The sequence below is a fragment of the uncultured Bacteroides sp. genome (assembly GCF_902472605.1).
Taxonomy (GTDB): domain Bacteria; phylum Bacteroidota; class Bacteroidia; order Bacteroidales; family Bacteroidaceae; genus Phocaeicola.
The window spans coordinates 40173-66832 of record NZ_CABROP010000009.1 but is presented as its reverse complement, the minus strand read 5'-3'; the positions used below and the strand labels follow the sequence as shown (position 1 = coordinate 66832).

Below are 26660 nucleotides of genomic sequence, written 5' to 3'. Positions count from 1 at the left end.
AGGTATTTTGTAGAAGAAAATTATTTGCTTTCAGCTTTCCAAGCCTCGTTGATGGCCTTGGCTATCGCGGTAAACTCTTCCGGAGAAAGCTGTAGTTTAGGATTGGAGAACAGCATATCTGACTCTTTCTGCATAGGAATCAAATGGATGTGCGCATGAGGAATTTCCAGACCGATGACTGCCTCCCCCACTTTCTTGCATGGGAAAGCTTTCTGAATAGCCAGTGCCACATGCTTGGCAAACACATGCATCTGAGCCAGTTCATCGTCGCTCAGGTCGTAAATGTAGTCTACTTCCCGTTTTGGCACAACCAGCGTATGTCCTTTTACCAGCGGATTGATATCCAAGAAAGCATAAAACTTGTCATTCTCAGCCACCTTGTAGCTGGGAATCTCACCTGCAATGATTTTACTGAATATTGTTGCCATATTGATAGAATATTAAATAAGGCAAGCCCGCCGGAGCAGACCTGCCTTACAAATTAAAATGATATACCTGTAATCTCCAATGAGATTTTTCCCTGCGGGATAGTGATTTCTGCCACTTCGCCCACTTTCTTGCCCAGCAAACCCTGTGCAATCGGCGTATTGACGGAAATCTTGCCTTGCTTCAGATTGGCTTCGCTTTCGGATACGATGGTATAAGCCATCTTCATGCCGGTCTTCACGTTCTTCAGTTCCACACGGCTCAGAATCTGTACCGTATCGGTTTTCAACTTGGAAGTATCAATAATTTTGGCATCGCCGATGGTAGCCTTCAGCTGATTGATTTTCATTTCCAGCATACCCTGAGCTTCTTTTGCCGCATCGTATTCTGCATTCTCCGACAAGTCACCCTTGTCACGCGCCTCCGCAATGGCAGCGACAATCTTCGGACGCTCCACTGATTCCAGGTGTTTCAATTCGGCCACCAGTTTCTGATAGCCTTCTTCTGACATGTAAGCCATAATTTTTCTCCTTAAATATTCGTTATTAATTGATTTGTTTCGATAAAAGTAAAGGGCTGTTCAAAATAAGAACCGTTTGTCACAAAAGTAAAGTCATTCTGAACGAAGAGTGAACCCCAGATGAATAAATAAACAAATGGATTCTTCACTTTGTTCAGAATGACAATCTGACAAACTAATCTTTATTTTGATACAGCCTCTCTTGCGTAGAGTCTTATATCTTGGGGGACAAAGATAAAGCTTTTTATGATACCAGTCAAGTTTATCACCGCATGCTTTTCAACATGTTACAATAATTTCTTGATGGCTTCTTCCATATTGGTTTTCTCGTCAATCCGCAAGGTCAGCTCATTGTTACGATTGATCAAAAAGGCCGTCGGCAACTGAGTCACTCCATACAGACTTACGTAATTGGAATAAGTTCCTTGCGGGTCACGTACACAAATCCACGGCAGATTATCGGCTGAAGTCTTCCAGAAGTGCTCATCTGCATCCAAAGATATCTGATAAATCTCCAGTCCCTGTGACGCATACTTGTTATACAAATCACGCAGCGCCAAATTGCGGGCTCCCGAAACGGCTGAAGCATACGCGGTAAAATCTACCAGAACCACCTTTCCTTTCAAATCAGTCAAGTGATGTACTTTTCCATCCACATCCTTCAATTCAATATCGATAATAGAGGTCTCTTTTATTTTATCTGCCGGGATAGTGACATTCTGCACCTGAGGAGTACGGGTATTTTTCATTCCCTTAATCACCATATTATAAAGGTTGCGGGAACGGTCGGCATGCGGATACATGTTATTCAAGCTGGTAGCCACCGCCGCAAAGCATTTCACATCTTCCTTATTGGTCAACGGATCGAAAATCATGTATCCGTTCAATTCCTGGAACAAAGCGAAATAAGCATAGGCCTTGTTAGGTGCCACAAAAATGTAATTCCGCTTTACATTATTTTTATACGTATTGACCAATGAAATCAAGCTATCCTGCGCAATTCCTGCCGGCAGTCCGGAACGTCCCAGCTTGTTTACCTTGTCCTGCAAATCTGCCTGCAGCAAAACAAGTTCCTTAATCTTCTGGTTGTTTTCCGAACCTTCTACCTGATAAGCTGTAGCAAATCCATTGGCATCTGCATTTACCTTTACAGTCTCTGTAGAATCAACCACAAAATTAATGACCTGATTGTCCAGACGAAGTCGGTAGAAATCCGGCGCATCCGGACGAGCCTCAGAAAAGTGGAACGAGCCTCCGTCATTCAGTTTCACAGAATCGAGTGCCACAATTCCTTCCAGACCGGTTTGCTCCAAATACAACATTTTATCAGCCGCACCGGCCACGGTTCCTTCTACGTTGAAAGAAGGTTCATTGTTGCAGGCTACCAACCCCGCCGACAACAATGCCACAAACAGATAAGTATTTTTTCTCATACCTGATTATTTTCTTTTATCTCACATTCTAATGTAAATTCAACGTGCAAAGATACGGCTTTTCATGATGCCACAAAGTTTTTGAAAGATAAATCCATCATCTAACCCCTGAAATTAGGTCTTTTTGTCACAAATAATTGGATAAAAAGCACTTTCCCTTGAAACTTTTAGCTAAATACCTGCTTTTATCCACAATAAAACATTATCTTTGTACGCTTTTTTAGATGAAATAATATTAAATCAATTTTTATGATCAATCCTATTGTTAAGACGATCGAGTTAAGCGATGGAAGAACCATCACACTCGAAACGGGAAAGCTGGCAAAACAGGCAGATGGTGCTGTTATGCTACGCATGGGTAATACCATGTTGCTGGCTACTGTTTGTGCAGCAAAAGATGCAGTTCCCGGTACAGATTTTATGCCTCTCCAGGTAGAGTACAGAGAAAAATATTCCGCATTCGGACGTTTCCCGGGTGGCTTTACCAAACGTGAAGGAAAGGCTTCAGATTACGAAATCCTCACTTGCCGTCTGGTAGACCGCGCATTGCGTCCTCTGTTCCCGGACAACTATCATGCTGAAGTTTACGTAAATATCATACTTTATTCTGCCGACGGCGTGGATATGCCGGACGCACTGGCCGGTCTGGCTGCTTCTGCCGCACTGGCTGTTTCTGACATTCCGTTCGGAGGTCCGATTTCAGAAGTACGTGTCGCTCGTATCGACGGACAGTTTGTCATCGACCCGACTTTCGAAGCTTTGAAACGTGCCGACATGGATATCATGGTAGCCGCTACTTATGAAAACATCATGATGGTAGAAGGTGAAATGAAAGAAGTTTCTGAACAGGACTTGCTGGAAGCCATGAAGTTCGCTCACGAAGCTATCAAGGTTCACTGCAAGGCGCAGATGGAACTGATGGAAGAAGTCGGAAAGACAGTAAAACGTGAATACTGCCACGAAGAAAACGACGAAGACTTGCGTAAAGCCGTTCACGAAGCTTGCTACGCAAAAGCATATGCCATCGCAGAATCTGGCAACAAAAACAAGCACGAAAGAGAAGATGCTTTCACTGCTGTTTGCGATGAATTCAAGGCTCAGTTCACTGAAGAAGAACTGGAAGAAAAAGGTCCGATGATTGACCGTTACTACCACGATGTAGAAAAAGAGGCTATGCGTCGTTGTATCCTCGACGAAGGCAAACGTCTGGATGGTCGTGCTACTACCGACATCCGTCCAATCTGGTGTGAAACCAGCCCGCTGCCAGGTCCTCACGGATCAGCTATCTTTACCCGTGGCGAAACACAGTCTTTGAGTACGGTTACCCTAGGTACCAAGATGGACGAAAAGATTGTAGACGATGTACTCGACCAGCACAAGGAACGCTTCCTGTTGCACTACAACTTCCCTCCGTTCTCTACAGGAGAAGCAAAAGCACAGCGTGGCGTAGGCCGTCGTGAAATCGGTCACGGTCATCTGGCATGGCGCGCATTGAAAGGACAGATTCCTGCTGACTATCCTTACTGCGTACGTGTGGTTTCAGATATTCTGGAATCTAACGGTTCATCTTCTATGGCTACGGTTTGTGCCGGAACACTGGCTCTGATGGATGCAGGTGTACCTATCAAGAAGCCGGTTTCAGGTATTGCGATGGGATTGATCAAGAACGCCGGAGAAGATAAATACGCTATCTTGTCAGATATCCTGGGTGATGAAGACCACCTGGGCGATATGGACTTCAAAGTAACAGGAACTCGCGACGGTATCACTGCGACACAGATGGATATCAAGTGTGACGGACTGACTTACGATATTCTGGAAAAAGCCTTGCTGCAGGCAAAACAGGGACGTGAATACATCCTTGGCAAACTGACTGAATGCATCGCTGAGCCGCGTCCGGAACTGAAACCGCATGCACCGCGCATCGAAACCATGACTATTCCGAAAGAATTCATCGGTGCGGTAATCGGCCCGGGCGGAAAGATTATCCAGGGTATGCAGGAAGAAACAGGTGCGACTATCACCATTGAAGAAGTGGACGGCGTAGGACGCATCGAAATCGCTGGTACCAACAAGAAGTGCATCGACGATGCATTGCGCATGATCAAGGCTATCGTAGCTGTTCCGGAAGTAGGCGAAGTATATACAGGTAAGGTTCGTTCTATCATGCCTTACGGTGCTTTCGTTGAATTCCTTCCGGGAAAAGACGGTCTGCTGCACATCTCTGAAATCGACTGGAAACGCTTCGAAACCATCGAAGAAACCGGTTTGAAAGAAGGAGACGAAATCGAAGTGAAACTGTTGGACATCGATCCGAAAACGGGTAAGTTCAAACTGTCACACAAAGCATTACTTCCGAAACCGGAAGGTATGACAGAAAACCACCCGAAACGGGAACGTCGTCCTCAGCAGAACCACAAGGACCACAAAGACAAAGAATAATCCGCATCACGCGTTTATTTCATAAAAGGCTGCCAATTGGCAGCCTTTTTTATTTTCATTCCACGAAAGATAAAAGCGATTTTTAACACACCTCCTCGTCTATTCTGTTTTTATTTTCGTATTTTTGGATAAATGAACTTTAAACGGTTATATTATGAACGCAAATCCTGTATTTAGTTTACACATCCCAACCAAAATTTTGTTTGGATGTGGTGAGTTAAGAAAGTTAGCGACGGAACAACTACCAGGTAAGAAAGCCCTGATTGTCATCTCATGTGGTACTTCCATGAAGAAATATGGCTACCTAAATAAGGTCATCGAACTGTTACAAGAAAACAATACGGAATCGGTCGTATTCGACAAGATTCTGCCCAATCCGATAAAAGCCCACGTAATGGAGGCAGCCTCCATCTGCCGCAAAGAAAAATGTGACTTCGTCATTGGTTTAGGAGGAGGAAGTAGTATTGACTCCGCCAAGGCCATCGCCATTATGGCCTGCAACGAAGGAGATTATTGGGATTATATCCCGGCAGGTACCGGAAAAGGACGTCCCGTCACAAAGGCCCTTCCGGTGGTTGCCATCCCGACCACTGCCGGTACCGGTACGGAAGCCGACCCGTGGAGTGTCATCACCAACGAAGAAGTGAAGGAAAAAATCGGCTTCGGCAGTCCGCTGACTTTCCCAGCTCTTTCCATCATCGACCCGGAACTGATGGTTTCCATTCCACCCCATCTGACTGCTTACCAAGGATTTGATGCTTTCTTCCATGCCGCAGAAGGTTTCTTGGCCAACTGTGCCACTCCTATCAGCGACCTGTATGCCCTCGAAGCCATCCGTTTGTTGTACAAATACCTGCCGGTAGCCGTGAAAGACGGACGTAACCTCAAGGCACGTGCCAAAGTGGCGTGGGCCAGCACCCTGGCCGGCTTGGTAGAATCTACTTCCTGCTGCATTTCCGAACACTCCATGGAACATGCCATGAGTGCCTTCCATCCGGAACTGCCGCACGGAGCCGGACTAATTGCCATCAGTGAAGCCTACTTTGAGACGTTCCGTAACGACAGCATGAAACGCTACATGAAAATGGCCGAAATCATGACTCAGCAGAAGAGCAACCGACCCAGCGACTTCATCGACGCACTGGTCCGCATGCAAAAGGAATGCAACGTATATCAGCTGAAACTGAGTGACTGGGGTGTAAAACCAGAGGACTTCCCCAAGATGGTACAGAATGCCCGCGACACCATGGGCTCACTCTTCACCCTCGACCCGCATCCGCTGACCGACGAAGAGGTACTTCAGATTTACCAGAAATCTTACAGATAACCGTCTGTATAATCACAAAAAAGGAGGACATTCAATGCCCTCCTTTTTTATTATAATCGATATGATACTTATTAAATCTGTTCCATCGCCTGCTCCAAGTCGGCAATGATGTCGTTTACATTTTCAATACCGACAGACAGACGAATCAAGTCGGGAGCCACTCCTGCCTCAATCAGCTGTTCATCCGTCAGCTGACGGTGTGTATGACTTGCCGGATGCAACACACACGTACGGGCATCAGCTACGTGTGTCACGATACAAGCCAGTTTCAAGTGGTCCATAAACCGGATAGCGTCTTCCCGTGTGCCATGGAGTCCAAAAGCAATCACGCCACAAGAACCGTTCGGCATGTATTTTTTGGCCAGTTCATAATACTTATTGCTCTTCAATCCGCAATAGTTTACCCATTTCACCTTCGGATTCGCTTCCAGCCATTCTGCTACCTTCTGCGCATTTTCACAATGACGCGGCACACGCAAATGCAAAGTTTCCAATCCCAAGTTCAACAGGAACGCATTTTCCGGCGACTGGATAGAACCCAAGTCACGCATCAACTGAGCGGTAGCCTTGGTCATGTAAGCCATCTTTCCGAAAGCCTTCGTATAAGTCAGCCCATGATAAGATTCATCCGGCTGTGTCAGACCCGGGAACTTGTCGGCATGAGCTTCCCAGTCGAAGTTACCACTGTCTACAATCGCACCTCCCACACAAGTGGCATGTCCGTCCATGTATTTCGTCGTAGAATGAGTCACGATATCGGCTCCCCATTCAAACGGACGACAGTTAATCGGAGTAGCAAATGTGTTGTCCACAATCAAAGGTACTCCGTGCTTGTGGGCAATACGGGCAAATTTCTCAATATCCAGCACATTGATGCTCGGATTGGAAATCGTTTCGCCGAACAAGCATTTAGTATTCGGGCGGAAAGCTTTGTCTATTTCTTCTTCCGGTGCATCGGCATCGATAAACGTACATTCGATGCCCAGCTTCTTCATGGTCACCGCAAACAAATTGAACGTACCGCCATAGATAGTAGACGAACAAACGAAATGGTCGCCCGCCTCACAAATATTGAACACCGCATAGAAATTAGCTGCCTGACCGGAAGAAGTCAGCATGGCCCCCACACCTCCTTCAAGGGCGGCAATCTTCGAAGCCACCGCATCGTTAGTCGGGTTCTGCAGACGCGTATAAAAATAACCGCTGTCTTTCAAATCGAAAAGACGAGCCATCTGCTCACTGGTATCATATTTAAATGTAGTGCTCTGGTAAATGGGCAACACACGAGGCTCTCCGTTCTTCGGAGTCCAGCCTGCCTGCACACAAAGTGTCTCTTTGCTGAATTTCTGTTCCATCTTATATAATATTATTTATCCACAATTCATTATGACGGACAAAAGTAAGAAATATTCCCCCATTGATAGCAGATTTATGAAAAAAAGATGTACATTTGAGAAAAACTTAAAAACATTACTATGAACGCAGAAATCAAATTCAAACACGAAGTCCCCGTACAAATCCGTTTCAGTGATGTCGACCAATACGGCCACATGAACAATTCGGTTTATTTTTCTTTGTACGACTTTGCAAAGACCTCCTATTTCCGCGATGTCTTTGGGCAAGATGAATGCAAAAAATTCAATGTAGTAGTGGTCAACATCAATGCGGATTTTTTGGCCCCCGTATTCTTCTCCGATGACCTCATCATCGAGACTACCGTCATCCACCTGGGACATAAAAGTTTCACCATGCTGCAACGTGCCTTTAACAAGGCCAGTGGCGTACTGAAATGCCAATGCCGCACGGTACTGGTGGGTTACGACGTCATGACCAAAGAGCCCGTAGAGATTCCTTTGGAATACAAACAGGCTATCTGCGACTATGAAGGAAAAACACTCAGTGAACTTTCTGAGCCTGTTAAACCCTAACGATAAATCCCTACAGACTCCTCAGATTTTTCCAGCTTCTTCCCTGAAAATCTGAGGAGAAACCCCTGCATGGCGTTTGAAGAACTTGCTGAACGAGGCTTGGTCAGCAAAGTTCAGCCGCGCCGTAATCTGTTGGATACTCAAATCGGTTGAGACCAACAAGTTGCGTGCCTCACTGTAAATCAACTCATAAATAAAGGCATTTACCGTCTTTCCGGTCTGTTCCTTGATAATAGCCGTCAAGTATTGAGGCGTAATGTGCATGGCTTTCGCATAGAAAGCTACTTGGTGCTCTTCCTTAAAATGATTCATCAGCAGGGTGATGAACTCCTGTAATTTCATCCGGTTCCGGGTAACAGTCACCACGCCACTTTCCGCTTGCGGGTCCCGGTCGAGGATGTTATCCAGTTCCAAGTAAAACCGGATGAGGGCATTCTGCATCAGTTCCAGATGGAACAAATGGTCCTGCCTTAGAATCTGGTTTCTGATATTTTCAATACTCTCCTTCAACACCACCGTATCAGCCGCACTCATCTGGACAGACGGATTACGATGCATGTGCATCCCCTTGGCAATGCGTTGCTTTAAGTTGAACACTCCGATTTTATCCACAAAATCCTTGTGAAGACACAGAAACATGCACCGGAAATCGTCCGACACCTCCGAGAAACAAGTCAAGTGCAAGGGGGAAAGCAGGCACAGGCAGCCAGGAAGAATCTCATATTCCGTTTCGTCAATCACCAGACGGGCCTTTCCATGCAAGGCCAGCAAATAGGAAAAAGCATTCACATACACCGGAAGTCCTTCGGCCAAATAAATAGCAGAAGTATCACTTGGAACAAATACGCCAATTTCTCCCTGATAAGCCACTCCCGGTTTCTCTCGGACTATTTCTTGTATGTTAATAATCTGATAACGCTCCATAAGCCTGTTTTTCTACTCTTCCAAAGATAGAAAAGAAACGTCCATTCAACCAAACTTTTTCCAAAAAGTTTCAATTCAGACAAATTCTATCGAATTTGAGACATTCCCTTTTCCCCGCAAAAACGTGACCTTTGCACCGATAATTAAGACAACCACGTATTTATGATTCACAAACTTTTTATGACAGGATTATTGGGCTGCATCGGCTTTTTGTCGGCATCGGCCCAACCGCGCGTGCTGGGAGTAGAAGAACTCTTCCGCCTGGCCGACGCGCACAGCAAAAGCCTGAAAGTACATAACCTGGCCGTCGACGAAGCAGTACAAGCCATCAAAGTGGCCAAGAACGACCGCTTGCCTTCCATTGAAGCCGGACTCTCGTTCAGCTACATCGGCGACGGATGGATGAGCGACCGAGACTTTTCCAACGGCATGAAGGCCGACATGCCGCATTTTGGCAACAATTTTGCGTTCAAGGCCACACAAGCGGTCTACACAGGTGGGGCGGTTTCTACAGGCATCGAGATGAGCGAACTGCAAAAAGAGATGGCCGAAACGGAACTCGATAACGACCGGCAGAATGTGCGCTTCATGCTGGTGGGACATTACCTCGACCTGTTCCAGTTGCACAACCAGCGGAAGGTGTATGAGAAGAACATTGAACAGACCCGGCTGCTGATTGAGGAAATCCGGTCGGCTTTCGAACAGGGAGCGGCATTACAGAGTGACATCACCCGCTATGAACTCCAATTGAAAAACCTGGAACTGGGACTGACCAACGTGAACAACCGGATTCGGATTCTCAACCGACAGATGGTCACCACCATCGGACTGGATATTCAAACGGAAATTCTGCCGGACACCACCTTGCTTTCAGCCGGTATCGACAAACGAAGTGAACTGCACTGGCAGGACGCACGCTCCCAGGCTCCGGTAATGCGGATGGCCGATTTGGGAGTCCGCATGAGTGAGAAACAACAGGAAATGGCGCGGGCCGGCCGACGTCCGACCATCGGACTGATTGCAGCCAATAACTTCGACGGCCCGATTCTGATTGAAGTGCCACCCATCAACAAGAACTTCAACTACTGGTATGTGGGAGTGAATGTCACCTACAAGTTTGATGCGCTGTTCAAGAACAACAAAAAGGTGAAACAGGCCAAACTGGCTACCCTGAAGGCACAGGAAAACAGACGGCTGGCCGACGAACAGTTGTCGAACGGTATCAATGCGGCCTACATCAATCTGGAAGAGGCTTACACCCGACTGGATACCAAAGAAAAGAACGTACAGCTGGCCCACGAGAACTACGAAATCATCCACAGCCGCTACCTCAACGGCCTGTCGTTGGTGACCGACATGCTGGACGCCAGCAACATCCAGCTGAGCAGCGAACTGGAACTGGCCAATGCACAGATAGGTATCCTCTACCAGTATTTCATGCTGAAGAAAACCATCGGCACTTTGTAACTCAATTCCTCTATATAAAGAACATTCACTTTCAAACGCTTATACATCATGGCTAATATAAAAAGAAACAAACAGATTTCGAATATCATTCTTACCGTCATCATCCTCGCAGGAATTGTATGGGTATGCAGTCATTTCGTCCACTTGGGCAACGTGGAATATACCGACAACGCACAGGTGAAACAACACATCACCCCCATCAACACCCGCGTGCCGGGATTCATCAAGAAAATCTATTTTGAAGAATATCAGAAAGTCCGCAAGGGAGACACCCTGCTGGTAATTGAGGACTCGGAATACCTGCTGCGTCTGGCACAGGCCGAAGCCAACTACCAGAATGCATTGATAGGGAAAGATGCCATGCACACCACCATCAGTACCACACAAAGCAACATCTTAGTGACTGATGCCGGCATCCAGGAAGCAGCCGTCCGCCTGAAAAATGCGGAAGCCGACTACAAACGGTACACAGAGATGATCAAGAAAAATGCCGTCACCGTCCAGCAGTACGACCGGGTGAAAACGGAATACGAAGCGGCCAAGGCACGTTACGAGCAGATGACCCGACAGAAACAGTCCACCTCCTTGGTGAAACATGAGCAGACCCAGCGTCTGGAACAGAATGATGCGGCCATCAAAGTAGCGGCTGCCGAACTGAACCTAGCCAAGCTGAACTTGTCGTACACCGTCATCGTAGCCACGGCCGACGGAATGACCGGCCGTAAGAACATCCACGAAGGACAGCTGGTACAACCGGGACAGACCATGGTGACCCTGATTGACGAGACAGAAAAGTGGGTCATTGCCAACTACAAGGAAACGCAGACCTCCGTCATGCAGAACGGACAGAAAGTCGACATTCAGGTAGATGCCGTACCGGGCGTGAAATTCACGGGCGTGGTTTCTTCCATCTCGGATGCCACCGGTTCTTCCCTGTCCCTGATGCCGCAGGACAATTCCGCCGGCAACTTCGTCAAGGTGGAACAGCGCATCCCCGTACGCATTGAATTTACAGCCGACAACAAGCCAGAAGACCTGGCGCGCCTCCGTGCCGGAATGAATGTAGAATGTAAAGTGAGATACTGATATGGCCGGACCGAATATGCCTACCCGTGTCATGATGTTCCGCGACTTCGTGCCGGACAAGATACGGGTGTTCCTTTGTCTCTTCTTCGCCGTGGCCTTCCAGTTCAGCGGCGGCATCTACTTGTCGTCCGTGTCGCAGATGGTCGGCTCACTGGCTCTGATGCAAGAGGATGTGATGATGGCCGGCTATGCCTCTTTTGTGGGCATGACGATTATCTTCCCCATCCTGTTTCGTCTGAAATTCCGGTTCACCACCCGCAGCATCCTGCTGTTCGTGTGTCCGGCCCTGATTGTGTGCAACCTGATTACGATGCGTACCGACAGCCTCCCGGTGCTGGTCATTGTCTGCTTCTTTGCGGGCATGCTGCGTATGTGGGGTACCTTCGAAGCTCTGTCGAACGTGCAGCTGAGCCTGACACCGACCCGTAACTTCGCCGTGTTCTTCCCCGTGGTGTATATGATTGTACTGGGAAGCATCCAACTTTCGGGCCTGCTCACCGTCTACCTGGGCTACTGGAGCAACTGGCATTCCATGCACTGGTTCATCATGGGACTGCTGTTCGTGCTGTGGGGACTCACGGCGACCCTTACCTGCCACTTCCGGTTCATGAAGCCGCTGCCCCTGTTCGGCATCGACTGGTTAGGAGGCGCCTTGTGGTCCATCTTCCTGCTGTCTGTCATCTTCGTGTTCGAATATGGCAAGTTCTACGACTGGTTCGATTCCATACAGATTCTCCTCGGTACCCTGATTGCCATCCTCTCGCTGGCCCTCAGCATCCACCGGATGATTGTCCGTCGGCATCCGTACATCGCCCTGGAAGCCTTCAAGTACCGTAACCTCACGTCCCTGCTCTTCCTGTTCCTGATGCTCTGCTTCTTCTTGGCGGCCCCGACCGTCCTGCAAAACATTTTCACACACGGCATCCTGCAATACGACGTGTTGAACGACGTCTCGCTGAACTGGTGGAACTTTGGGGGTACGGTATTAGGATGCATCTTTGCCTACCAGTGGCACGTCCGCCTGCACGGAGGATACAAGGTACCTGTTTTCCTGGGATTTGCCCTGATTGTGGGTTACCAGTGCTTTATGTACTTCCTCATCGACCCGAACATGAACATCGAATGGCTCTACGGCCCCACCCTGCTACGCGGAGCCGGTTACATCATCCTGTACATCTCGCTCACGGTGTATGTCACCGGTATTGTCCCCTTCCAGCATTTCTTCCAGGTGCTGTCCATTTTGGGCTTCATCCGCACCGGATTCGGTTCCGTACTGGGAGGCGCCATCTACTGCCGGGTCTGGCAGTACATCCTCCCGGAAAACTTCCAGACCCTCTCCATCGAACTGGACGAGGTGAACACGGCTCTCAATATGCAAACCTTCCACAGCATCTACGGGGAAGCCATGAAACAGGCCACGCTGGTCAGCCTGAAAGAAATGTACGGCTGGGTCTGCATTGTCGGGGTCTTATTCCTGGCCCTCATACTCTTCGAAAAGTTCTTAAATCAGAATGTAGTGGGACGTTTGCCCCGCATCCGACGCATCAAGCACCTCATGAAACGTGAAAATGCTTAATTATCAATGACGATGTGAAGGATAAAAAAAGAGACTGCATTTCCGGCTACTGGAAGCAGTCTCTTTTTCCACAGTCCTCCCTTCAAAATCTCCACTCACTGGAGAACCGCAGTATCAAGTTTTCTCAAAGTCTCACCGAACAAGGCACGCCGTAGGCTTTTCGTTTCTCCCGCATTTCCTTGGCCAACCCATCGGCCTGCGCACCATCCATCGGTTTTTCGAGCAGCTCGTCCGCTTTCTTCACCAATGCCTCCAGTTCCTTGGCCTGGGGTTGCGACAATTCAAAATAATCGTCGTTGCCATGGCAATACAGCAGCCTCAAGCGGGCCAGCATGGTTTCTGCCTTCAAAGCGATAACTCCTTTGCACACCGGAACCGGCGCACTGTCGTCACGCGACAATTTCAGTTTAGGGTTTACCGCGTCGATGTACGAAATCTTTCTCTCCTGCCGGAAATTGTTTCCGTCATAGTCCATCGAACAGATAAAATAGTTATCATTGAAATAGTCAATAAAATAAATCCGGTCGCGGGTATATTGCATCCGGTCCACATCTTCGATAACCGAGGGTATTTGCAACTGCCGGATGACCCGTGCCTGCTGCCCGCAGAAATCGCTCTTCCGGATTTGCTTTTTTCCGTCACAAGACGCCTGGTAATACCAATATCCGTCGACATAGCGGGCCTCGGTCTTAATGACTTCTCCCTTGGCATTGTACCGGCGGACCACGCATTTCTCCGAATCGAACTTGTTTCCAGAAGGTGCATAAATGCGTTCCGGTAAATTCAGATGTGGCTTTGGATGGGCAAAGGCAGTATAAAACAAATTGTCCGAACAAAGAAAATATTTGTTGATGCTTCCCATCCCGAACATCTTATAGGTACTGGCGTCATCAAAAGTCGCGTCGGCATGATACCAGTTCCCGTCCAGATAAATGCGGTTCCACGCATGCCCGGAAGTACCGGCTATGGCTCCCGTCACATAATCAGTCGGAATGCCCAGTCCGTTCATCAGCAACGCATACGACAGACTGTAGCCTTGGCAGACTGCCTTGTGGGTCAGGAAGACGCCCAAAGCCGAAAAGGAAGCATAGGCCAGATTGGGAAAATCCTCGTTTCGTTCTCCATATACCACCTCTTGACAGACTTTCTGATACAGGGTATAGGCAATCTCCGCCGGAGTCATCCGATGGTCCAACAAGGCATAGAAACTTTCCATACTTTCTTCCAGACGCGGATAAATGTCGGGCAGAGCGGTCGGCAAAACGGCATATTGCGGCAGAAAAGCCGCCAGGTATTCGGGATGCTCCAAATCTACCCGGTAACCGATATTCCCACCCACTTTCAGGTGAAACAACAGGGGATGACTGCGCAAGAACGCACGATACACACTGTCCGCCTTGTCGGTAGGAATATGAAACTCCCTGACAGCGATTTCTTTCTCACCCCGCAAGACCCCGTTGGTCAATGCGCGGAATACATCGCTCTCTTTCCCGGGGTCTTCTGCTGTTTCCTCCTGTTCATTGGAGGTGTCTTCCTCTTTTTCCGTTTCCGTATCGGATTCTTTTTTCTCCGGTGTTTCATCGACCGATTCTACAGGGGATTTTTCAGGCGGTGTCTCCACTTTTTCCTTCCGGCAACCGAAAAGAAACAGGCCACATACCACCCACAGCCCCAAGGTCATGGGAAATAATTGCTTCATAAAAATAGCCGTATAGATTGTGTGATTTTTTTCACCTTCGATAACAATCTATACGGCTAAAATGTTTTGGAAACCTAAAAGTTTACCACTCTGCCACCGGCAACATCAGCGGCTGTACGGTTTCCGTGACTTTTTCGGAAAGCTGAATCGGCAGACTCACTTTTACATCCCGACTGTTCTGAGCCACATGTACTTGGTATTGTCCTCCTTCTACTTGCCAACGGCTGTCTTTTTCATTGAAAGAAGCCAGCGCATCCACCGGAATCTGGAACTGAAGTTCCTGGGCTTCACCCGGCTGGAGCAACGGAGTCTTCTGGAAGGCTTTCAGTTCTTTCTTCGGTTTGGCCATATCCTTTCCGGGAGCCGACACATAAATCTGCACGACTTCTTTTCCGGCCACCTTACCCGTGTTCTTGACCTTCAGCGAAACCTTTACCTGATTACCTTCGACCTGTGCCGATGCATCCGCATAATCGAAGGTGGTGTAAGACAAACCAAATCCAAACGGATAAGCCACCGGTACATTTTTCGTATCATAATAACGGTATCCCACAAAGATACCTTCCTCGTACGTGGTCACATCGAAATTCTTTCTATCACCGGAAGTACGGACATCCACAAAGTTTTGAAGCGCCTTGTTCATATCTTCTTCCGAAATGGCATCAAGGTCCGGGAAATTGTCTTTGGAAGGCACATCGGCATACTGCATCGGGAAGGTCATCGGCAGACGGCCCGACGGATTGACCTTGCCTGAAAGAATATCGGCTACGGTATTCCCGCCTTCCTGTCCGCCCATCCAAGCCAACAGGATGGCATCAGGAATTTCGCGCCAGCTGGCGGTCTCAATCACGCCACAGACATTCAAAATCACAATCACTTTCTTGTGCTGGGCATGGAATGCTTCGCACACCTGCTGAATCAGTTCCTTCTCTTCTGCCACCAGGTTAAAATTGGAGCGAATGCTGCGGTCCAAAAATTCACCTGAAGTCTTGCCGATGGTCACAATGGCCACCTGATTTTGTGAAGCGGCCTGCTCTAACTGTTTCTTGTCCATCTGCATTTCTGTGGGGCGCGGACGGTGTCCCCAGAATCCCTTCGACTTATCCAGCAGCTTTTTCTGTTCGGCCAGATAGGTTTCATACAAACCGGTCAAGGTCTTATCCAGTTTAAAGCCGCCTGCCTTCAACCCTTCGGACAAAGACACGGTGTACCGACTGTTCACATCTCCACTACCGGTACCTCCTGCAATGAAGTCGTACGACGTGCAACCGAAAAGAGCAATGCGTTTGGCCGCCTTCTTGTCCAACGGAAGCGTCATACCTTTGTTCTCCAACAGAATCATACCTTCGGAAGCCGAAGCCCGTGTAATCTGGGCATGATGTGGCAAATCAGGGTCGTTCGTAGCCTGGTATCCCTGAAAGCGCGGCGTACGGAGAATGTATTCCAAAATATGACGGACGTTCCGATTGATGATGTCCTGCGACAACACCCCGCTTCTTACGGCCTTGATGAGGTCTTCACACTGGCTTTTCTTTCCCGGCATCAGCAAGTCATTGCCGGCTTCCATCTGCCAGGTGGTGTGCTGTCCGCCAAACCAGTCGGTCATCACCATCCCGTCGAAGCCCCATTCGTGCCGCAAAATATCAGTCAGCAAGTCGGCACGCTCCGAAGCATACGTACCGTTGATTTTATTATAAGAACTCATGATGGTCCACGGTTTCGCCTTCTTCACCGCGATTTCGAACGGCTTGAGATAGATTTCCCGGAAGGTACGTGGAGACACCACCACATCGTTGCTGGTACGGTTTGTTTCCTGGTTGTTCAGGGCAAAATGCTTCAACGAAGTGCCGACTCCGTTCGACTGGACGCCTTCAATCATGGCCGCCGCCATCTCTCCCGCCAGCAAAGGGTCTTCCGAATAATACTCAAAGTTTCGTCCGTTCAGCGGATTCCGGTGGATATTAGTAGCCGGTCCCAGCAAGACATCCACGCCATACCGTTTCGCTTCTTCTCCCATGGCCTCTCCTACCTGCTGTACCAGTTCGGTGTTCCACGTAGAAGCCAGCAAGGTTTCCACCGGGAAATGGGTACAATAAAAAGTCTGGCTCGTATTGTCACGCGTCGGCGAGATACGTACCCCCGCAGGCCCGTCTGCTAACACCGTCGCCGGAATACCCAAGCGAGGAATCGCATTGGTCTCACCCGCAGCACCCGGTACCAACTCACCTTGACTCCCAATGGTAGCAGTCTGGTCACTGTTAAACTTTCCGGCACTGCCGACCAACAAACTTACTTTCTCTTCCAGGGTCATTGCCTGAATGACCTCGTCCAAGGAGGCTTTCCCCAATTGGGGAGCTTCTTGCGCCCCGACATTGGCCACCATCAGGGTGGCAAATGCCGCACATGCAAATACATTTTTGAGTTTCATAATACTAAATTTTCCACAAAAGTAAATGTGCAACAGGCATTGCTTCCTGTTGCACACAAAATCTATACGTAAAAAAGAATTCCCGAGAATTTTATTCTTCCGGATTCTCTTCCATCTTCCGCTTTACAAACTTGATTTTCAGATTGGCTTCCTTCTGTTCTTTCTTGATTTCTTCCATCGCAGAAAGCACACGGGCCAGTTCGCTCAGCTCGGCCACAGCCTTCACATCGTCCGGACGCATCACCGTCTTGTAGTTACGGTCGCCGATAAACTCCAGACGGATGTTCTTCTTGTCGCGGTTAGCCACCAAGAATGCGATGACGCCTCCGTCCTGCCCTAACTTGTAGTCGGCCTTTTCCACCGGACGACCGAGGTCAGTGGTCTCATAGCTGTCGACCGACTGCGGGGTTTCCGCAAACGTATCGTCCACACTCACCTTTACCGCCGTGTGATGGATGCTTCCCCCGGCACAATAAATAGAGGTCAGCGACATCTCGCCTTGCTCGCTCACCTGTGCACGCAGGAACGACCGCCCGATGTTCTTCTCGACCACCTGGGTAGGATAGAAATAATTGCCCACTTCCTGATAAGCAGTATCTTTCTCCAGTACAAACTTCCCTTTAATGGAATCCAAGGCCGCCTGTTTGACCGTCATCATACTGTCCAGATAGGTCAACGTCTTGGTCTGTTCGGCCAGATCAATCTGCTGCATCAGCTTGATGCCGGCTTTCCGCACCTCAAATGCCTTGGGATACAAGGTACGGATACTGTCAATCTGCAACTTGGCCAAACTATACTCACCGGCAGCATATGCCGTTTCCGCACGCTGGAACAACTCTCCGGCACGTTTCTCGTCACTCTGGCATCCACACAGGGCCAAAGCCATTGGAAAAATCAATAATCCAATCTTTTTCATACGTTTATACATGATTCTATAGCGACAAAAATACAACTATTTTCGGAACTCCTCCGCACATTCGTTCTTTTTTCCGTGCATTTTCCACACTTCTCTCGCTTTCCTTTATGCATTTCTCCATACGCTCCGCCATATTCCTCCAAACTCTTCAATATATTCTCTGTTCCACAGTATGGGATTTGTATCCCACAGTGTGAAATATATATCCCACACTGTGGTTTTTGTATTTCACAGTGTGAAACAGAGAATTTGCCGTTTGAATCTGCTTTTTACATAAGGGCATTTGAAAAAATGCCTCCTTCCTATCCGCTTTCTACCAGATTATTATCTGTTCAGCGTACTGAAACAAAGTCCACCACCTGTCCGAAAGGCAACCGCAGAATTTCAAATCAGTGGCAAGAAACGGACAAAGGGATTTTTTTGTACCTTTGCAGGCAAATTGAAAAAGAAACAACGAATGGAATTAAAAGAACACTTCACCGACCGAATTTTCAAACTGATCTCGGAAACAGCCGATGAGCTGGGACTGGAATGTTATGTGGTGGGAGGATACGTGAGAGACCTCTTCCTGCACCGGTCTTCCAAGGACATCGACGTAGTGGTAGTGGGAAGCGGAATTGAAATCGCACAGGCTTTCGGGAAGAAGCTGGGGCGAGGTGCTCATATATCTGTATTCAAGAACTTTGGTACGGCACAAGTTAAATTCAAGGACACGGAAGTGGAGTTCGTGGGGGCACGGAAAGAATCGTACAGCCACGACAGCCGCAAACCCGTGGTGGAAGACGGTACGCTGGAAGACGACCAGAATCGGAGGGACTTTACCATCAATGCCATGGCGGTCTGCCTGAACAAGGCGCGCTATGGAGAACTGGTGGACCCGTTCGGGGGACTGGATGACCTGAAGGAACGGACCATCCGCACGCCGCTCGACCCGGACATCACTTTCAGCGACGACCCGCTGCGCATGATGCGCTGCATCCGTTTTGCTACGCAGCTGAATTTCTACATCGACGACGAGACTTTTGCGGCATTGGAACGCAACAAGGACCGCATCAAGATTATCTCCCGCGAACGCATCGCCGACGAACTGAACAAGATTCTCTTGTCGCCGGTTCCGTCGAAAGGGTTTATCGACCTGGACCGCTGCGGCCTGCTGGAACTGATTTTCCCAGAGCTGGTAGCCCTGCAAGGGGTGGAAGTACGCAACGGACGCGGACACAAGGATAATTTCTACCATACCTTGGAAGTAGTGGACAACATCTCCAAAGTGACCAACGACCTGTGGCTGCGCTGGGCGACCTTGCTCCACGACATCGGCAAACCGAGAACGAAACGCTGGGAACCCAAGGCAGGATGGACTTTCCACAACCATAACTTCATCGGGGAAAAGATGATTCCGGAAATTTTCCGCAAGATGAAACTTCCGATGAACGAGAAGATGAAATACGTGCAGAAGCTCGTGGGACTGCATATGCGTCCCATCGTCATTGCCGACGAGGAAGTGACCGACTCGGCCGTACGCCGCCTGCTGTTTGAGGCCGGCGACGACATCGACGACCTGATGATGCTCTGCGAGGCCGACATCACCTCGAAGAACGAAGCCCGCAAGCAGCGCTTCCTGGACAATTTCAAGCTGGTGCGCCAGAAACTGAAGGACTTGGAAGAGAAAGACCGTATCCGGAACTTCCAGCCGCCGGTGGACGGAGCGGAAATCATGCACGTGTTCAACCTCCAGCCTTGCCGTGAAATCGGCAGCCTGAAAAGCTCCATCAAGGACGCCATCCTCGACGGGGTGATTCCGAACGAACACGATGCGGCCTTCGAGTTTATGCTGAAAAAAGCGGAACAGATGGGCCTGAAACCGGTCAACCTGCCCGAAAAGAAATAATCTGCCGTCTCTCACGATGCCTGTATGCATGCTGCTGCCAGGGGTCGTGAGGGGCTTTTTTCTCCTTTTATCCTCCTCCCTTTCTTAAACTAAGGAATAATCCGTAAGTTTCCAATACTAAAATAGCAGTATAAATTACAGTTTACCAAAATATAGCGCTACAATATATTGTAAGCTGCATTTCAAAGGAAGAAGTTTCCCAAATTTAGAAACTTGTCTAAATTTCCATTTTTTATTTTCCTCCCAAACGTCTATCTTTGTTCCACTTTTCCGAAGGTAACTTAACCGTTTCAAAAGGGAATGCCGTGCAAATCGGCGACAGTACCTGCTGCTGTGATTCTTGTAAAAGCCGTGACATGCGCTGCAAGCCACTGTGAGCCCGCTCATGGGAAGGCGTCTACGGCGAGAGATCAGTCAGAAGACCTGCCCGGGAAAGTCTAATTTTATGTCTCACTCTTTAATTTACAGAAAATGAATCTGACAGAAATCCGTATCATCAAGCGCGACGGAAAGCAGGAGAACTTTTCGGCCGCAAAAATCACCAATGCCATCGGCAAAGCATTCAAGGCAACCGGCATCGACTTCCAGGAGGAGGAAATAGAAGCCATCACCCGGCAGGTGGTGTCGCATTTCACCCAACAGACCATCGGGGTGGAAGATATTCAGGACCTCGTGGAAAACGAACTGATGAAAGTGCAGCCGGAAGTGGCCAAGAAATACATCATCTACCGCCAGTGGCGCAACACCGAACGGGAACGCAAGACGCACATCAAACACATCATGGACGGCATCGTGGCCATCGACAAGAACGATGTGAACCTGAGCAACGCCAACATGTCGAGCCATACACCGGCCGGACAGATGATGACGTTCGCTTCTGAAATCACCAAGGATTATACCTACAAATATTTGCTGCCCAAGCAGTATGCCGAGGCACATCAGTTGGGCGACATCCATATTCACGACTTGGATTATTATCCCACTAAAACGACGACTTGTATCCAGTACGACCTGGACGACTTGTTTGAACGGGGTTTCCATACCAAAAACGGCAGCATCCGTACGCCGCAGTCCATCCAAAGCTATGCTACCTTGGCCACCATCATCTTCCAGACCAACCAGAACGAACAGCATGGGGGACAGGCTATTCCGGCCTTCGACTTTTTCATGGCCAAAGGGGTACTGAAGAGTTTCCAGAAAATCCTGGCTACACACCTCAGCCTGTTGTTCGACCTCAAAGGAATAGAAACCGACGAAAAGGAAATTCTTCAGGGGATACGCACGCATTTCCAGAGCATCGAAGCCGGAGAAGAAACGCGTGCTACTTATCTCCACTTTTTAGCAAACCAAGGACTTATGCTGACACAGGAGGAACTGGCTTACGTGCTGCGCAAGACGCTGGTCCAGACCCGCAAAGACACGCACCAGGCCATGGAAGGCTTCATCCATAACCTGAACACCATGCATTCCCGCGGAGGGAACCAGGTGGTTTTCAGTTCCATCAATTACGGTACCGACACCTCGGCCGAGGGAAGAATGGTCATCCAGGAATTGCTGAAAGCTACCATCGAAGGCTTGGGCAATCACGGAGAAGTACCGGTGTTCCCCATCCAGATTTTCAAGGTCAAAAACGGGGTGACTTACTCGGATGCCGACTACCAGTTGGCCATGCAGGACTTTGAAGCGGCCCTGGAAGGGAAGGTGACTTTCGAATGTCCGAACTTCGACCTCTTCCTGCAAGCTTGCCGTACCACGGCCAAGGCGTTGTTCCCGAACTTCATGTTTCTGGACACCCCGTTCAACACGCACGAGAAATGGCGGGCCGACGACCCAAAACGCTACCGCTACGAGCTGGCGACCATGGGATGCCGTACCCGTGTGTTCGAGAACCTGCACGGAGAAAAAACCTCACTGGGACGAGGAAACCTCTCCTTTACGACCATGAATCTGCCGCGACTGGCCATCGAAGCACATCGCAAAGCGGAAGCTTTTGTGGACGAGACTCCGGAAAACCGCCTGGAAAAAGCAAAGGAGTTCTTCCTCCAATCGGTTCACTCCATGGCGGAATTCATTGCCGAACAATTATACACCCGCTACCAATACCAGCGTACGGCCCTCGCCCGGCAGTTCCCGTTCATGATGGGCAACAACGTATGGAAAGGCGGCGCACAGCGTCATCCGAATGAGGAGGTGGGCGACGTGCTGAACCAGGGTACCTTGGGCATCGGCTTCATCGGAGGGCACAACGCCATGGTGGCACTCTACGGACAAGGGCACGGACATAATCCGAAAGCCTGGGAAACGCTCTATGCGGCCGTAGAAGAAATGAACAAGGTGGCAGAGTCTTATAAACAGAAATACGGTTTGAACTATTCCGTACTGGCTACGCCGGCAGAAGGACTTTCCGGCCGTTTCACCCGGATGGACAAACGGAAATACGGTATCATCGAAGGAGTGAATGACCGCGACTACTACGTCAATTCGTTCCATGTGGACGTGAAAGAGCCGATTACGATTGTGGAGAAAATCAAGCGGGAAGCTCCTTTCCATGCCTTGACCAGAGGCGGACACATCACCTATGTGGAACTGGACGGAGAAGCGCAGAAGAACGTGAAGGCCATCGCCAAGATTGTCAAGGTAATGCACGATGAACAGATTGGCTACGGCTCCATCAATCATCCGGTAGACACCTGCCACGACTGCGGTTACAAGGGGGTTATCTACAGCCGCTGTCCGGTATGCAACGGGGAAAACATCCTGCGCATGCGCCGCATCACGGGTTACCTGACGGGCGACCTCAACAGCTGGAACTCGGCCAAACGGGCGGAAGAGCGTGACCGTGTAAAGCATGCATAACCCCTTTTACGAGTGATGTTACATTATTTATATACATATCCAGAAACCATTGTCGACGGGGAGGGCATCCGGTACTCCATCTACCTGGCCGGATGCAGCCACCGTTGCAAGGGCTGCCACAATCCGGAATCCTGGAACCCCCAAGCTGGGAAACCGCTCACGCCGGAAGTGCTGGAGCAGATGATTCAGGAAATCAATGCCAATCCGTTGCTCGACGGGGTGACTTTCTCAGGAGGCGATCCCTTCTACAACCCGAAAGAGTTTCTCCCGGTACTGAAAACCATCAGTCAGCGTACGGGTATGCACATTTGGTGTTACACGGGCTACACTTATGAACAGCTTCTTCAGGATCCGGAACGAAAAGAACTCCTTCCCTACATCCATGTGCTGGTGGACGGCCCTTTCATCGAGTCGCTCTATTCCCCTTTTTTAGATTTCTGTGGAAGCAGCAACCAACGGATTCTGAAACTCAAATAATGGATTACCTACGTTTTTGACAAATGCCGTACTTTTAGTTCATAAATTCGTAACTAAAAGTACGGCATTCATTCTGTCATTTTCCACCTATTTTAGGCCCGTTATCGTACACAAAATTCACCGTTTTCGCACACGGGGTTTCGTTTCCGCACACAAAGACCCAAATAGAACAACTCTTGATTTATATCATGAAAACAACTATTTAGTAAAAAAACAAGATACTACTTCTTGCAGTCAATGAAAAAAGATTTACCTTTGCAGTGTGGTTGTGAAACCAATAGGTAAAAAGAAAAAGAAATTACTAAGGTATTAGAGAAACGAAAGGTAAAAAGCAATTCATTTAAGGTATTAGCTAGACTATTAAGGTATTAGATTATTTATTAAGTATCAAGGTATTAGATTTTAAAGGTAAAAGTTTTCAGGAATTAGGTTTGAGAAGGTATTGGAATATCTTCTGGTAAAAAGAAAAGGTAGAAAGGATAACAGGACACAAAAATTAAGAAGATGAAAAGAACCCTTAAATGGGGGTTCTTTAGGAAGGCAGCGGAGGTTCTGATGAGCTCTCGCTTTTTTTGTATCTATACGTCAGCTATCGGAAGAATAAACATTCGCTTCCATCCCTCATAGCCACAACGCTTCGCCCTACACTCCCGATTTTCATGATTCAACGTAAAAACCTGAGGGATTCGTTGATTATGCATAAATTTCAGCAAGCCCGAACAAAAAGAAGGCCTTACTCTTTGCTCCATTCACACAAATAAGAAAGTATCCACAAAAAAACAGCGGAATGACTGCCAGAGCCCTCCCGCTGTATAAAGTTATCTCACATAATGAAGAATTATCGCTGGGGAATATCCACCAAATCCTCCTGCTTTCCTTTCAGGTATTTTGAGAAGAAATCCACCATACGCCAGTAGAAATATTCATCCATGTCGCCGAAACCGTGGCGCTGTCCCGGCAGAATCAACATCTCGAAACGCTTGTTGGCCCGAATCAGAGCATTGACTACGCGAATGGTGTTTCCCGGATGCACGTTGTTGTCAATGTCTCCGTGTACCAGCATCAGGTGTCCCTTCAACTGCTTCACGATTTGCGGATTGGTAGCAATCTTATACGCAAAAGTCGTATCTCCCTTCTCTGAGATTTCTTCCTTCACGCCGTGATGAGTCTCGCTCCACCAGCGGTTGTAGATACGGTTATCATGATTACCTGCACATGATACGGCAGCCTTGTAGAAATCCGGATATTGACAGATGGCCGCAGTCGACATGAATCCTCCTCCGGAATGTCCGTGGATACCTACCCGCGTAATATCAATGAAAGGATAACGCGCTGCCAGCTGCTCCACAGCTGCCTTATGGTCAGCCAGCGGATAATCACGCATGTTCCCGTAACCGTAGTTGTGATACCATTTGGAACGGCTAGGGTGACCACCACGCTGCCCCACGGTTATCACGATAAATCCGGCCTGAGCCAAGCGGTCGGTACGTACACTCATCCGACGGAACGGATAATCCACGGCTTCGACCTGCGGACCCGGATAGACATAGTCAATAATCGGATAAACCTTGGTAGAATCGAAATCAAACGGCTTGTACATCACGCCATACAAATCGGTCACTCCATCGGCTGCCTTTACCTTAAACGGTTCCGGGAACTGGTAACCGGCTGCTTTCAAAGAAGAGAAATCACTTTCCTGTATGGTCATCACCTTGTTGCCGTTACGATCCAGCAATTCCGCACAAGGAATGGTGTTGGCCCGTGAATAATTGTCTACGAAGAAACGGGCCTCATCGTCCATCTCTACGGCATGGAAGAATTCTCCGTGAGTCAGCTGTTTCAATCCGCTGCCGTTCACATTGACCTTATAGAAATGTTCGTAATACGGATTCTCGCCTTTCTCACGTCCGTTGGCTACAAAATAGACGGTGCGGGTAGCCTCATCCACTTTCACCACACGCTCTACGTGCCAAGGGCCTTCCGTGATACGGTTCTTCAGATTTCCCTTGTCATCGTATAAATAAAGGTGAGCCCAGCCGTCGCGCTCACTCCACTGGATAAACTCTTTTCCTCCGTTCAACACATGGATAGGACGGGTTTCCTGATAAGTATTCATCCGTTCCTTAACCACCGGCACAATGGAATCTTCTCCCAAAGTATAGGTACATACATCAATGCGGTGTAAGTCACGGCTACTGCGGGTCAGGAAGAAACGCTGGTTATCGCCCTGCCAAATACGCGGAACCAATTCCTTGTCACGCTGTTTCTGTTCCAGCGGTTTTCCCTCCAGGTCAATTGACTGGTTTTTCCAGGCTGCCGTACGGATTTCTTTCCGCGTACCTGCCTGCACATCGAACAAATACAAATGATATTCCGGCATACCGGTCTCTCCCGGCATCTCATACTTATAGGTCTCCAAAGTAGGACGCGGTTCCGCTATAGAATTGATCACCCACAACGGTTTCACATTCCGCTGATCTGCAATGATAGTCGCAAAATACTTGGAGTCGGGTGACCAGTATCCCCATGCGCCCCGACGCTTGCCATTACACAACGTGTCCGTATTCAGCGTACTGTAAGGAATGCCATACCCGAAATCCGGTGTTCCATCGGTTGTCAGACGCACCTCCACAATGGTACTGTCTTTCTCGTTCTTCCGAGCCTTCTGGTAATCGTCAATGCTCATGTAATACAAATCACAATCCTTGGCATAAATCACCCGCTGTCCGTCCGGCGAAACGGACGCCCAGTCCACTTCCTCCGGTTCTTTCTTCTTGTCCTTCAGGTATGTCAGCTTCTGAGTGGGATAGTCGTACGAGAAATAGAACGTAGAGTCAGCTTTTGACACCACCTTGAACGTAAAGGTACGTCCGTCTTCTCCCGCCTTCAAATCGGCAATAGGCAACTGATGTGCCTCAAACGGGTCCTGCACAATCTCCGTCAATTGCGAAGCCAGACGGTCCCGGTCGAACAACAAGTCCTTGCGTTTGGCGGTAGGATTGACTACATACCAGAACTTTCCTTCGCTGGTCTTATACTCAAACCAAAAGTTCGTTCCCTGCTGGAACCAGTGCGGGTCGACCATGGTCGAAAACAACATCTTGTCGAGTTTACTCTTGGTAAACTTCTCCGCCTGCAGATAACCGGGCAAACGCTCTTCCGCGTCCCCTCCAGAAATTGCCGTCAGGCAAAAACCGCCACACAAGATAGCGGCCAATAGGATTTTCTTCCTCATTCCTTTTATTCAATTAGATGGATTATACAAAA

At 48.7% G+C, this 26660-nt stretch carries 18 protein-coding genes and 1 riboswitch; of the genes, 9 read left to right on the top strand and 9 right to left on the bottom strand.

Annotated features, from left to right (window positions below; all coding sequences use genetic code 11):
* Positions 1-20 precede the first annotated feature (20 nt).
* From RDP42_RS03570 to RDP42_RS03560, 3 genes are all read right to left on the bottom strand, one after another.
* Positions 21-428, bottom strand: a complete 408-nt coding sequence (locus RDP42_RS03570) for an HIT family protein (RefSeq protein WP_308762560.1) — start codon at positions 426-428, stop codon at positions 21-23.
* Positions 429-481: 53 nt separating this feature from the next.
* Positions 482-946, bottom strand: a complete 465-nt coding sequence (gene greA / locus RDP42_RS03565; protein WP_022355129.1) for a transcription elongation factor GreA — start codon at positions 944-946, stop codon at positions 482-484.
* A gap of 287 nt (positions 947-1233) precedes the next feature.
* Complete coding sequence (locus RDP42_RS03560; protein ID WP_308762559.1) at positions 1234-2379, bottom strand: TlpA disulfide reductase family protein; 1146 nt, start codon at positions 2377-2379, stop codon at positions 1234-1236.
* 249 nt (positions 2380-2628) lie between these two features.
* Between RDP42_RS03560 and pnp the strand changes: the two genes are divergently transcribed.
* Positions 2629-4821: a polyribonucleotide nucleotidyltransferase gene (gene pnp / locus RDP42_RS03555; protein ID WP_308762558.1), complete on the top strand. Its 2193-nt coding sequence runs from the start codon at positions 2629-2631 to the stop codon at positions 4819-4821.
* A gap of 154 nt (positions 4822-4975) precedes the next feature.
* The gene (locus RDP42_RS03550) at positions 4976-6148 is read left to right on the top strand and encodes an iron-containing alcohol dehydrogenase (protein WP_308762557.1); all 1173 of its coding nucleotides are present in this window, start codon (positions 4976-4978) and stop codon (positions 6146-6148) included.
* 71 nt (positions 6149-6219) lie between these two features.
* Here the strand turns inward: RDP42_RS03550 and RDP42_RS03545 are convergent, their stop codons facing one another.
* Complete coding sequence (locus RDP42_RS03545) at positions 6220-7503, bottom strand: O-acetylhomoserine aminocarboxypropyltransferase/cysteine synthase (RefSeq protein WP_308762556.1); 1284 nt, start codon at positions 7501-7503, stop codon at positions 6220-6222.
* Between the two features lie 120 nt (positions 7504-7623).
* Here RDP42_RS03545 and RDP42_RS03540 point away from each other — a divergent pair, with 120 nt between their 5' ends.
* Positions 7624-8076 (top strand): thioesterase family protein, encoded by a 453-nt coding sequence (locus RDP42_RS03540; RefSeq protein WP_303916609.1) that lies wholly within the window; start codon positions 7624-7626, stop codon positions 8074-8076.
* 21 nt (positions 8077-8097) lie between these two features.
* Here the strand turns inward: RDP42_RS03540 and RDP42_RS03535 are convergent, their stop codons facing one another.
* The gene (locus RDP42_RS03535; protein ID WP_308762555.1) at positions 8098-9000 is read right to left on the bottom strand and encodes a helix-turn-helix domain-containing protein; all 903 of its coding nucleotides are present in this window, start codon (positions 8998-9000) and stop codon (positions 8098-8100) included.
* Between the two features lie 162 nt (positions 9001-9162).
* Between RDP42_RS03535 and RDP42_RS03530 the strand changes: the two genes are divergently transcribed.
* From RDP42_RS03530 to RDP42_RS03520, 3 genes are read left to right on the top strand one after another with little or no spacing between them, the layout of a single operon-like run.
* Positions 9163-10467, top strand: a complete 1305-nt coding sequence (locus RDP42_RS03530; RefSeq protein WP_308762554.1) for a TolC family protein — start codon at positions 9163-9165, stop codon at positions 10465-10467.
* Positions 10468-10515: 48 nt separating this feature from the next.
* On the top strand, positions 10516-11553 hold the full coding sequence (locus tag RDP42_RS03525; protein WP_308762553.1) for an HlyD family secretion protein: 1038 nt from the start codon (positions 10516-10518) through the stop codon (positions 11551-11553).
* A 1-nt stretch (position 11554) separates the two neighbouring features.
* Positions 11555-13129: a hypothetical protein gene (locus RDP42_RS03520; RefSeq protein WP_308762552.1), complete on the top strand. Its 1575-nt coding sequence runs from the start codon at positions 11555-11557 to the stop codon at positions 13127-13129.
* A gap of 124 nt (positions 13130-13253) precedes the next feature.
* Here the strand turns inward: RDP42_RS03520 and RDP42_RS03515 are convergent, their stop codons facing one another.
* The 3 genes from RDP42_RS03515 to RDP42_RS03505 all read right to left on the bottom strand — a co-directional run bounded on the left by RDP42_RS03515 (position 13254) and on the right by RDP42_RS03505 (position 18172).
* Entirely contained in the window at positions 13254-14828 is a 1575-nt protein-coding gene (locus RDP42_RS03515; protein WP_308762551.1) for a transglutaminase domain-containing protein, read from the bottom strand.
* Positions 14829-14910: 82 nt separating this feature from the next.
* The gene (locus tag RDP42_RS03510) at positions 14911-17256 is read right to left on the bottom strand and encodes a glycoside hydrolase family 3 C-terminal domain-containing protein (protein ID WP_308762550.1); all 2346 of its coding nucleotides are present in this window, start codon (positions 17254-17256) and stop codon (positions 14911-14913) included.
* 91 nt (positions 17257-17347) lie between these two features.
* Entirely contained in the window at positions 17348-18172 is an 825-nt protein-coding gene (locus tag RDP42_RS03505) for a hypothetical protein (RefSeq protein ID WP_308762549.1), read from the bottom strand.
* A gap of 457 nt (positions 18173-18629) precedes the next feature.
* Between RDP42_RS03505 and RDP42_RS03500 the strand changes: the two genes are divergently transcribed.
* From RDP42_RS03500 to nrdG, 3 genes are all read left to right on the top strand, one after another.
* Entirely contained in the window at positions 18630-20060 is a 1431-nt protein-coding gene (locus tag RDP42_RS03500) for an HD domain-containing protein (protein ID WP_308762548.1), read from the top strand.
* A 257-nt stretch (positions 20061-20317) separates the two neighbouring features.
* Positions 20318-20506: riboswitch (cobalamin riboswitch) on the top strand.
* Positions 20507-20531: 25 nt separating this feature from the next.
* Complete coding sequence (locus tag RDP42_RS03495) at positions 20532-22916, top strand: anaerobic ribonucleoside triphosphate reductase (RefSeq protein WP_308762547.1); 2385 nt, start codon at positions 20532-20534, stop codon at positions 22914-22916.
* Positions 22917-22931: 15 nt separating this feature from the next.
* Positions 22932-23393: an anaerobic ribonucleoside-triphosphate reductase activating protein gene (gene nrdG, locus RDP42_RS03490; RefSeq protein WP_308762546.1), complete on the top strand. Its 462-nt coding sequence runs from the start codon at positions 22932-22934 to the stop codon at positions 23391-23393.
* 838 nt (positions 23394-24231) lie between these two features.
* Here the strand turns inward: nrdG and RDP42_RS03485 are convergent.
* Positions 24232-26628, bottom strand: a complete 2397-nt coding sequence (locus RDP42_RS03485) for a DPP IV N-terminal domain-containing protein (RefSeq protein WP_308762545.1) — start codon at positions 26626-26628, stop codon at positions 24232-24234.
* Positions 26629-26660: the final 32 nt, after the last annotated feature.

Coding starts and splice junctions, on each gene's coding strand:
- RDP42_RS03570 (WP_308762560.1), bottom strand. CDS start 428: ATGGCAACAATATTCAGTAAAATCATTGCAGGTGAGATTCCCAGCTAC.
- greA (WP_022355129.1), bottom strand. CDS start 946: ATGGCTTACATGTCAGAAGAAGGCTATCAGAAACTGGTGGCCGAATTG.
- RDP42_RS03560 (WP_308762559.1), bottom strand. CDS start 2,379: ATGAGAAAAAATACTTATCTGTTTGTGGCATTGTTGTCGGCGGGGTTG.
- pnp (WP_308762558.1), top strand. CDS start 2,629: ATGATCAATCCTATTGTTAAGACGATCGAGTTAAGCGATGGAAGAACC.
- RDP42_RS03550 (WP_308762557.1), top strand. CDS start 4,976: ATGAACGCAAATCCTGTATTTAGTTTACACATCCCAACCAAAATTTTG.
- RDP42_RS03545 (WP_308762556.1), bottom strand. CDS start 7,503: ATGGAACAGAAATTCAGCAAAGAGACACTTTGTGTGCAGGCAGGCTGG.
- RDP42_RS03540 (WP_303916609.1), top strand. CDS start 7,624: ATGAACGCAGAAATCAAATTCAAACACGAAGTCCCCGTACAAATCCGT.
- RDP42_RS03535 (WP_308762555.1), bottom strand. CDS start 9,000: ATGGAGCGTTATCAGATTATTAACATACAAGAAATAGTCCGAGAGAAA.
- RDP42_RS03530 (WP_308762554.1), top strand. CDS start 9,163: ATGATTCACAAACTTTTTATGACAGGATTATTGGGCTGCATCGGCTTT.
- RDP42_RS03525 (WP_308762553.1), top strand. CDS start 10,516: ATGGCTAATATAAAAAGAAACAAACAGATTTCGAATATCATTCTTACC.
- RDP42_RS03520 (WP_308762552.1), top strand. CDS start 11,555: ATGGCCGGACCGAATATGCCTACCCGTGTCATGATGTTCCGCGACTTC.
- RDP42_RS03515 (WP_308762551.1), bottom strand. CDS start 14,828: ATGAAGCAATTATTTCCCATGACCTTGGGGCTGTGGGTGGTATGTGGC.
- RDP42_RS03510 (WP_308762550.1), bottom strand. CDS start 17,256: ATGAAACTCAAAAATGTATTTGCATGTGCGGCATTTGCCACCCTGATG.
- RDP42_RS03505 (WP_308762549.1), bottom strand. CDS start 18,172: ATGAAAAAGATTGGATTATTGATTTTTCCAATGGCTTTGGCCCTGTGT.
- RDP42_RS03500 (WP_308762548.1), top strand. CDS start 18,630: ATGGAATTAAAAGAACACTTCACCGACCGAATTTTCAAACTGATCTCG.
- RDP42_RS03495 (WP_308762547.1), top strand. CDS start 20,532: ATGAATCTGACAGAAATCCGTATCATCAAGCGCGACGGAAAGCAGGAG.
- nrdG (WP_308762546.1), top strand. CDS start 22,932: ATGTTACATTATTTATATACATATCCAGAAACCATTGTCGACGGGGAG.
- RDP42_RS03485 (WP_308762545.1), bottom strand. CDS start 26,628: ATGAGGAAGAAAATCCTATTGGCCGCTATCTTGTGTGGCGGTTTTTGC.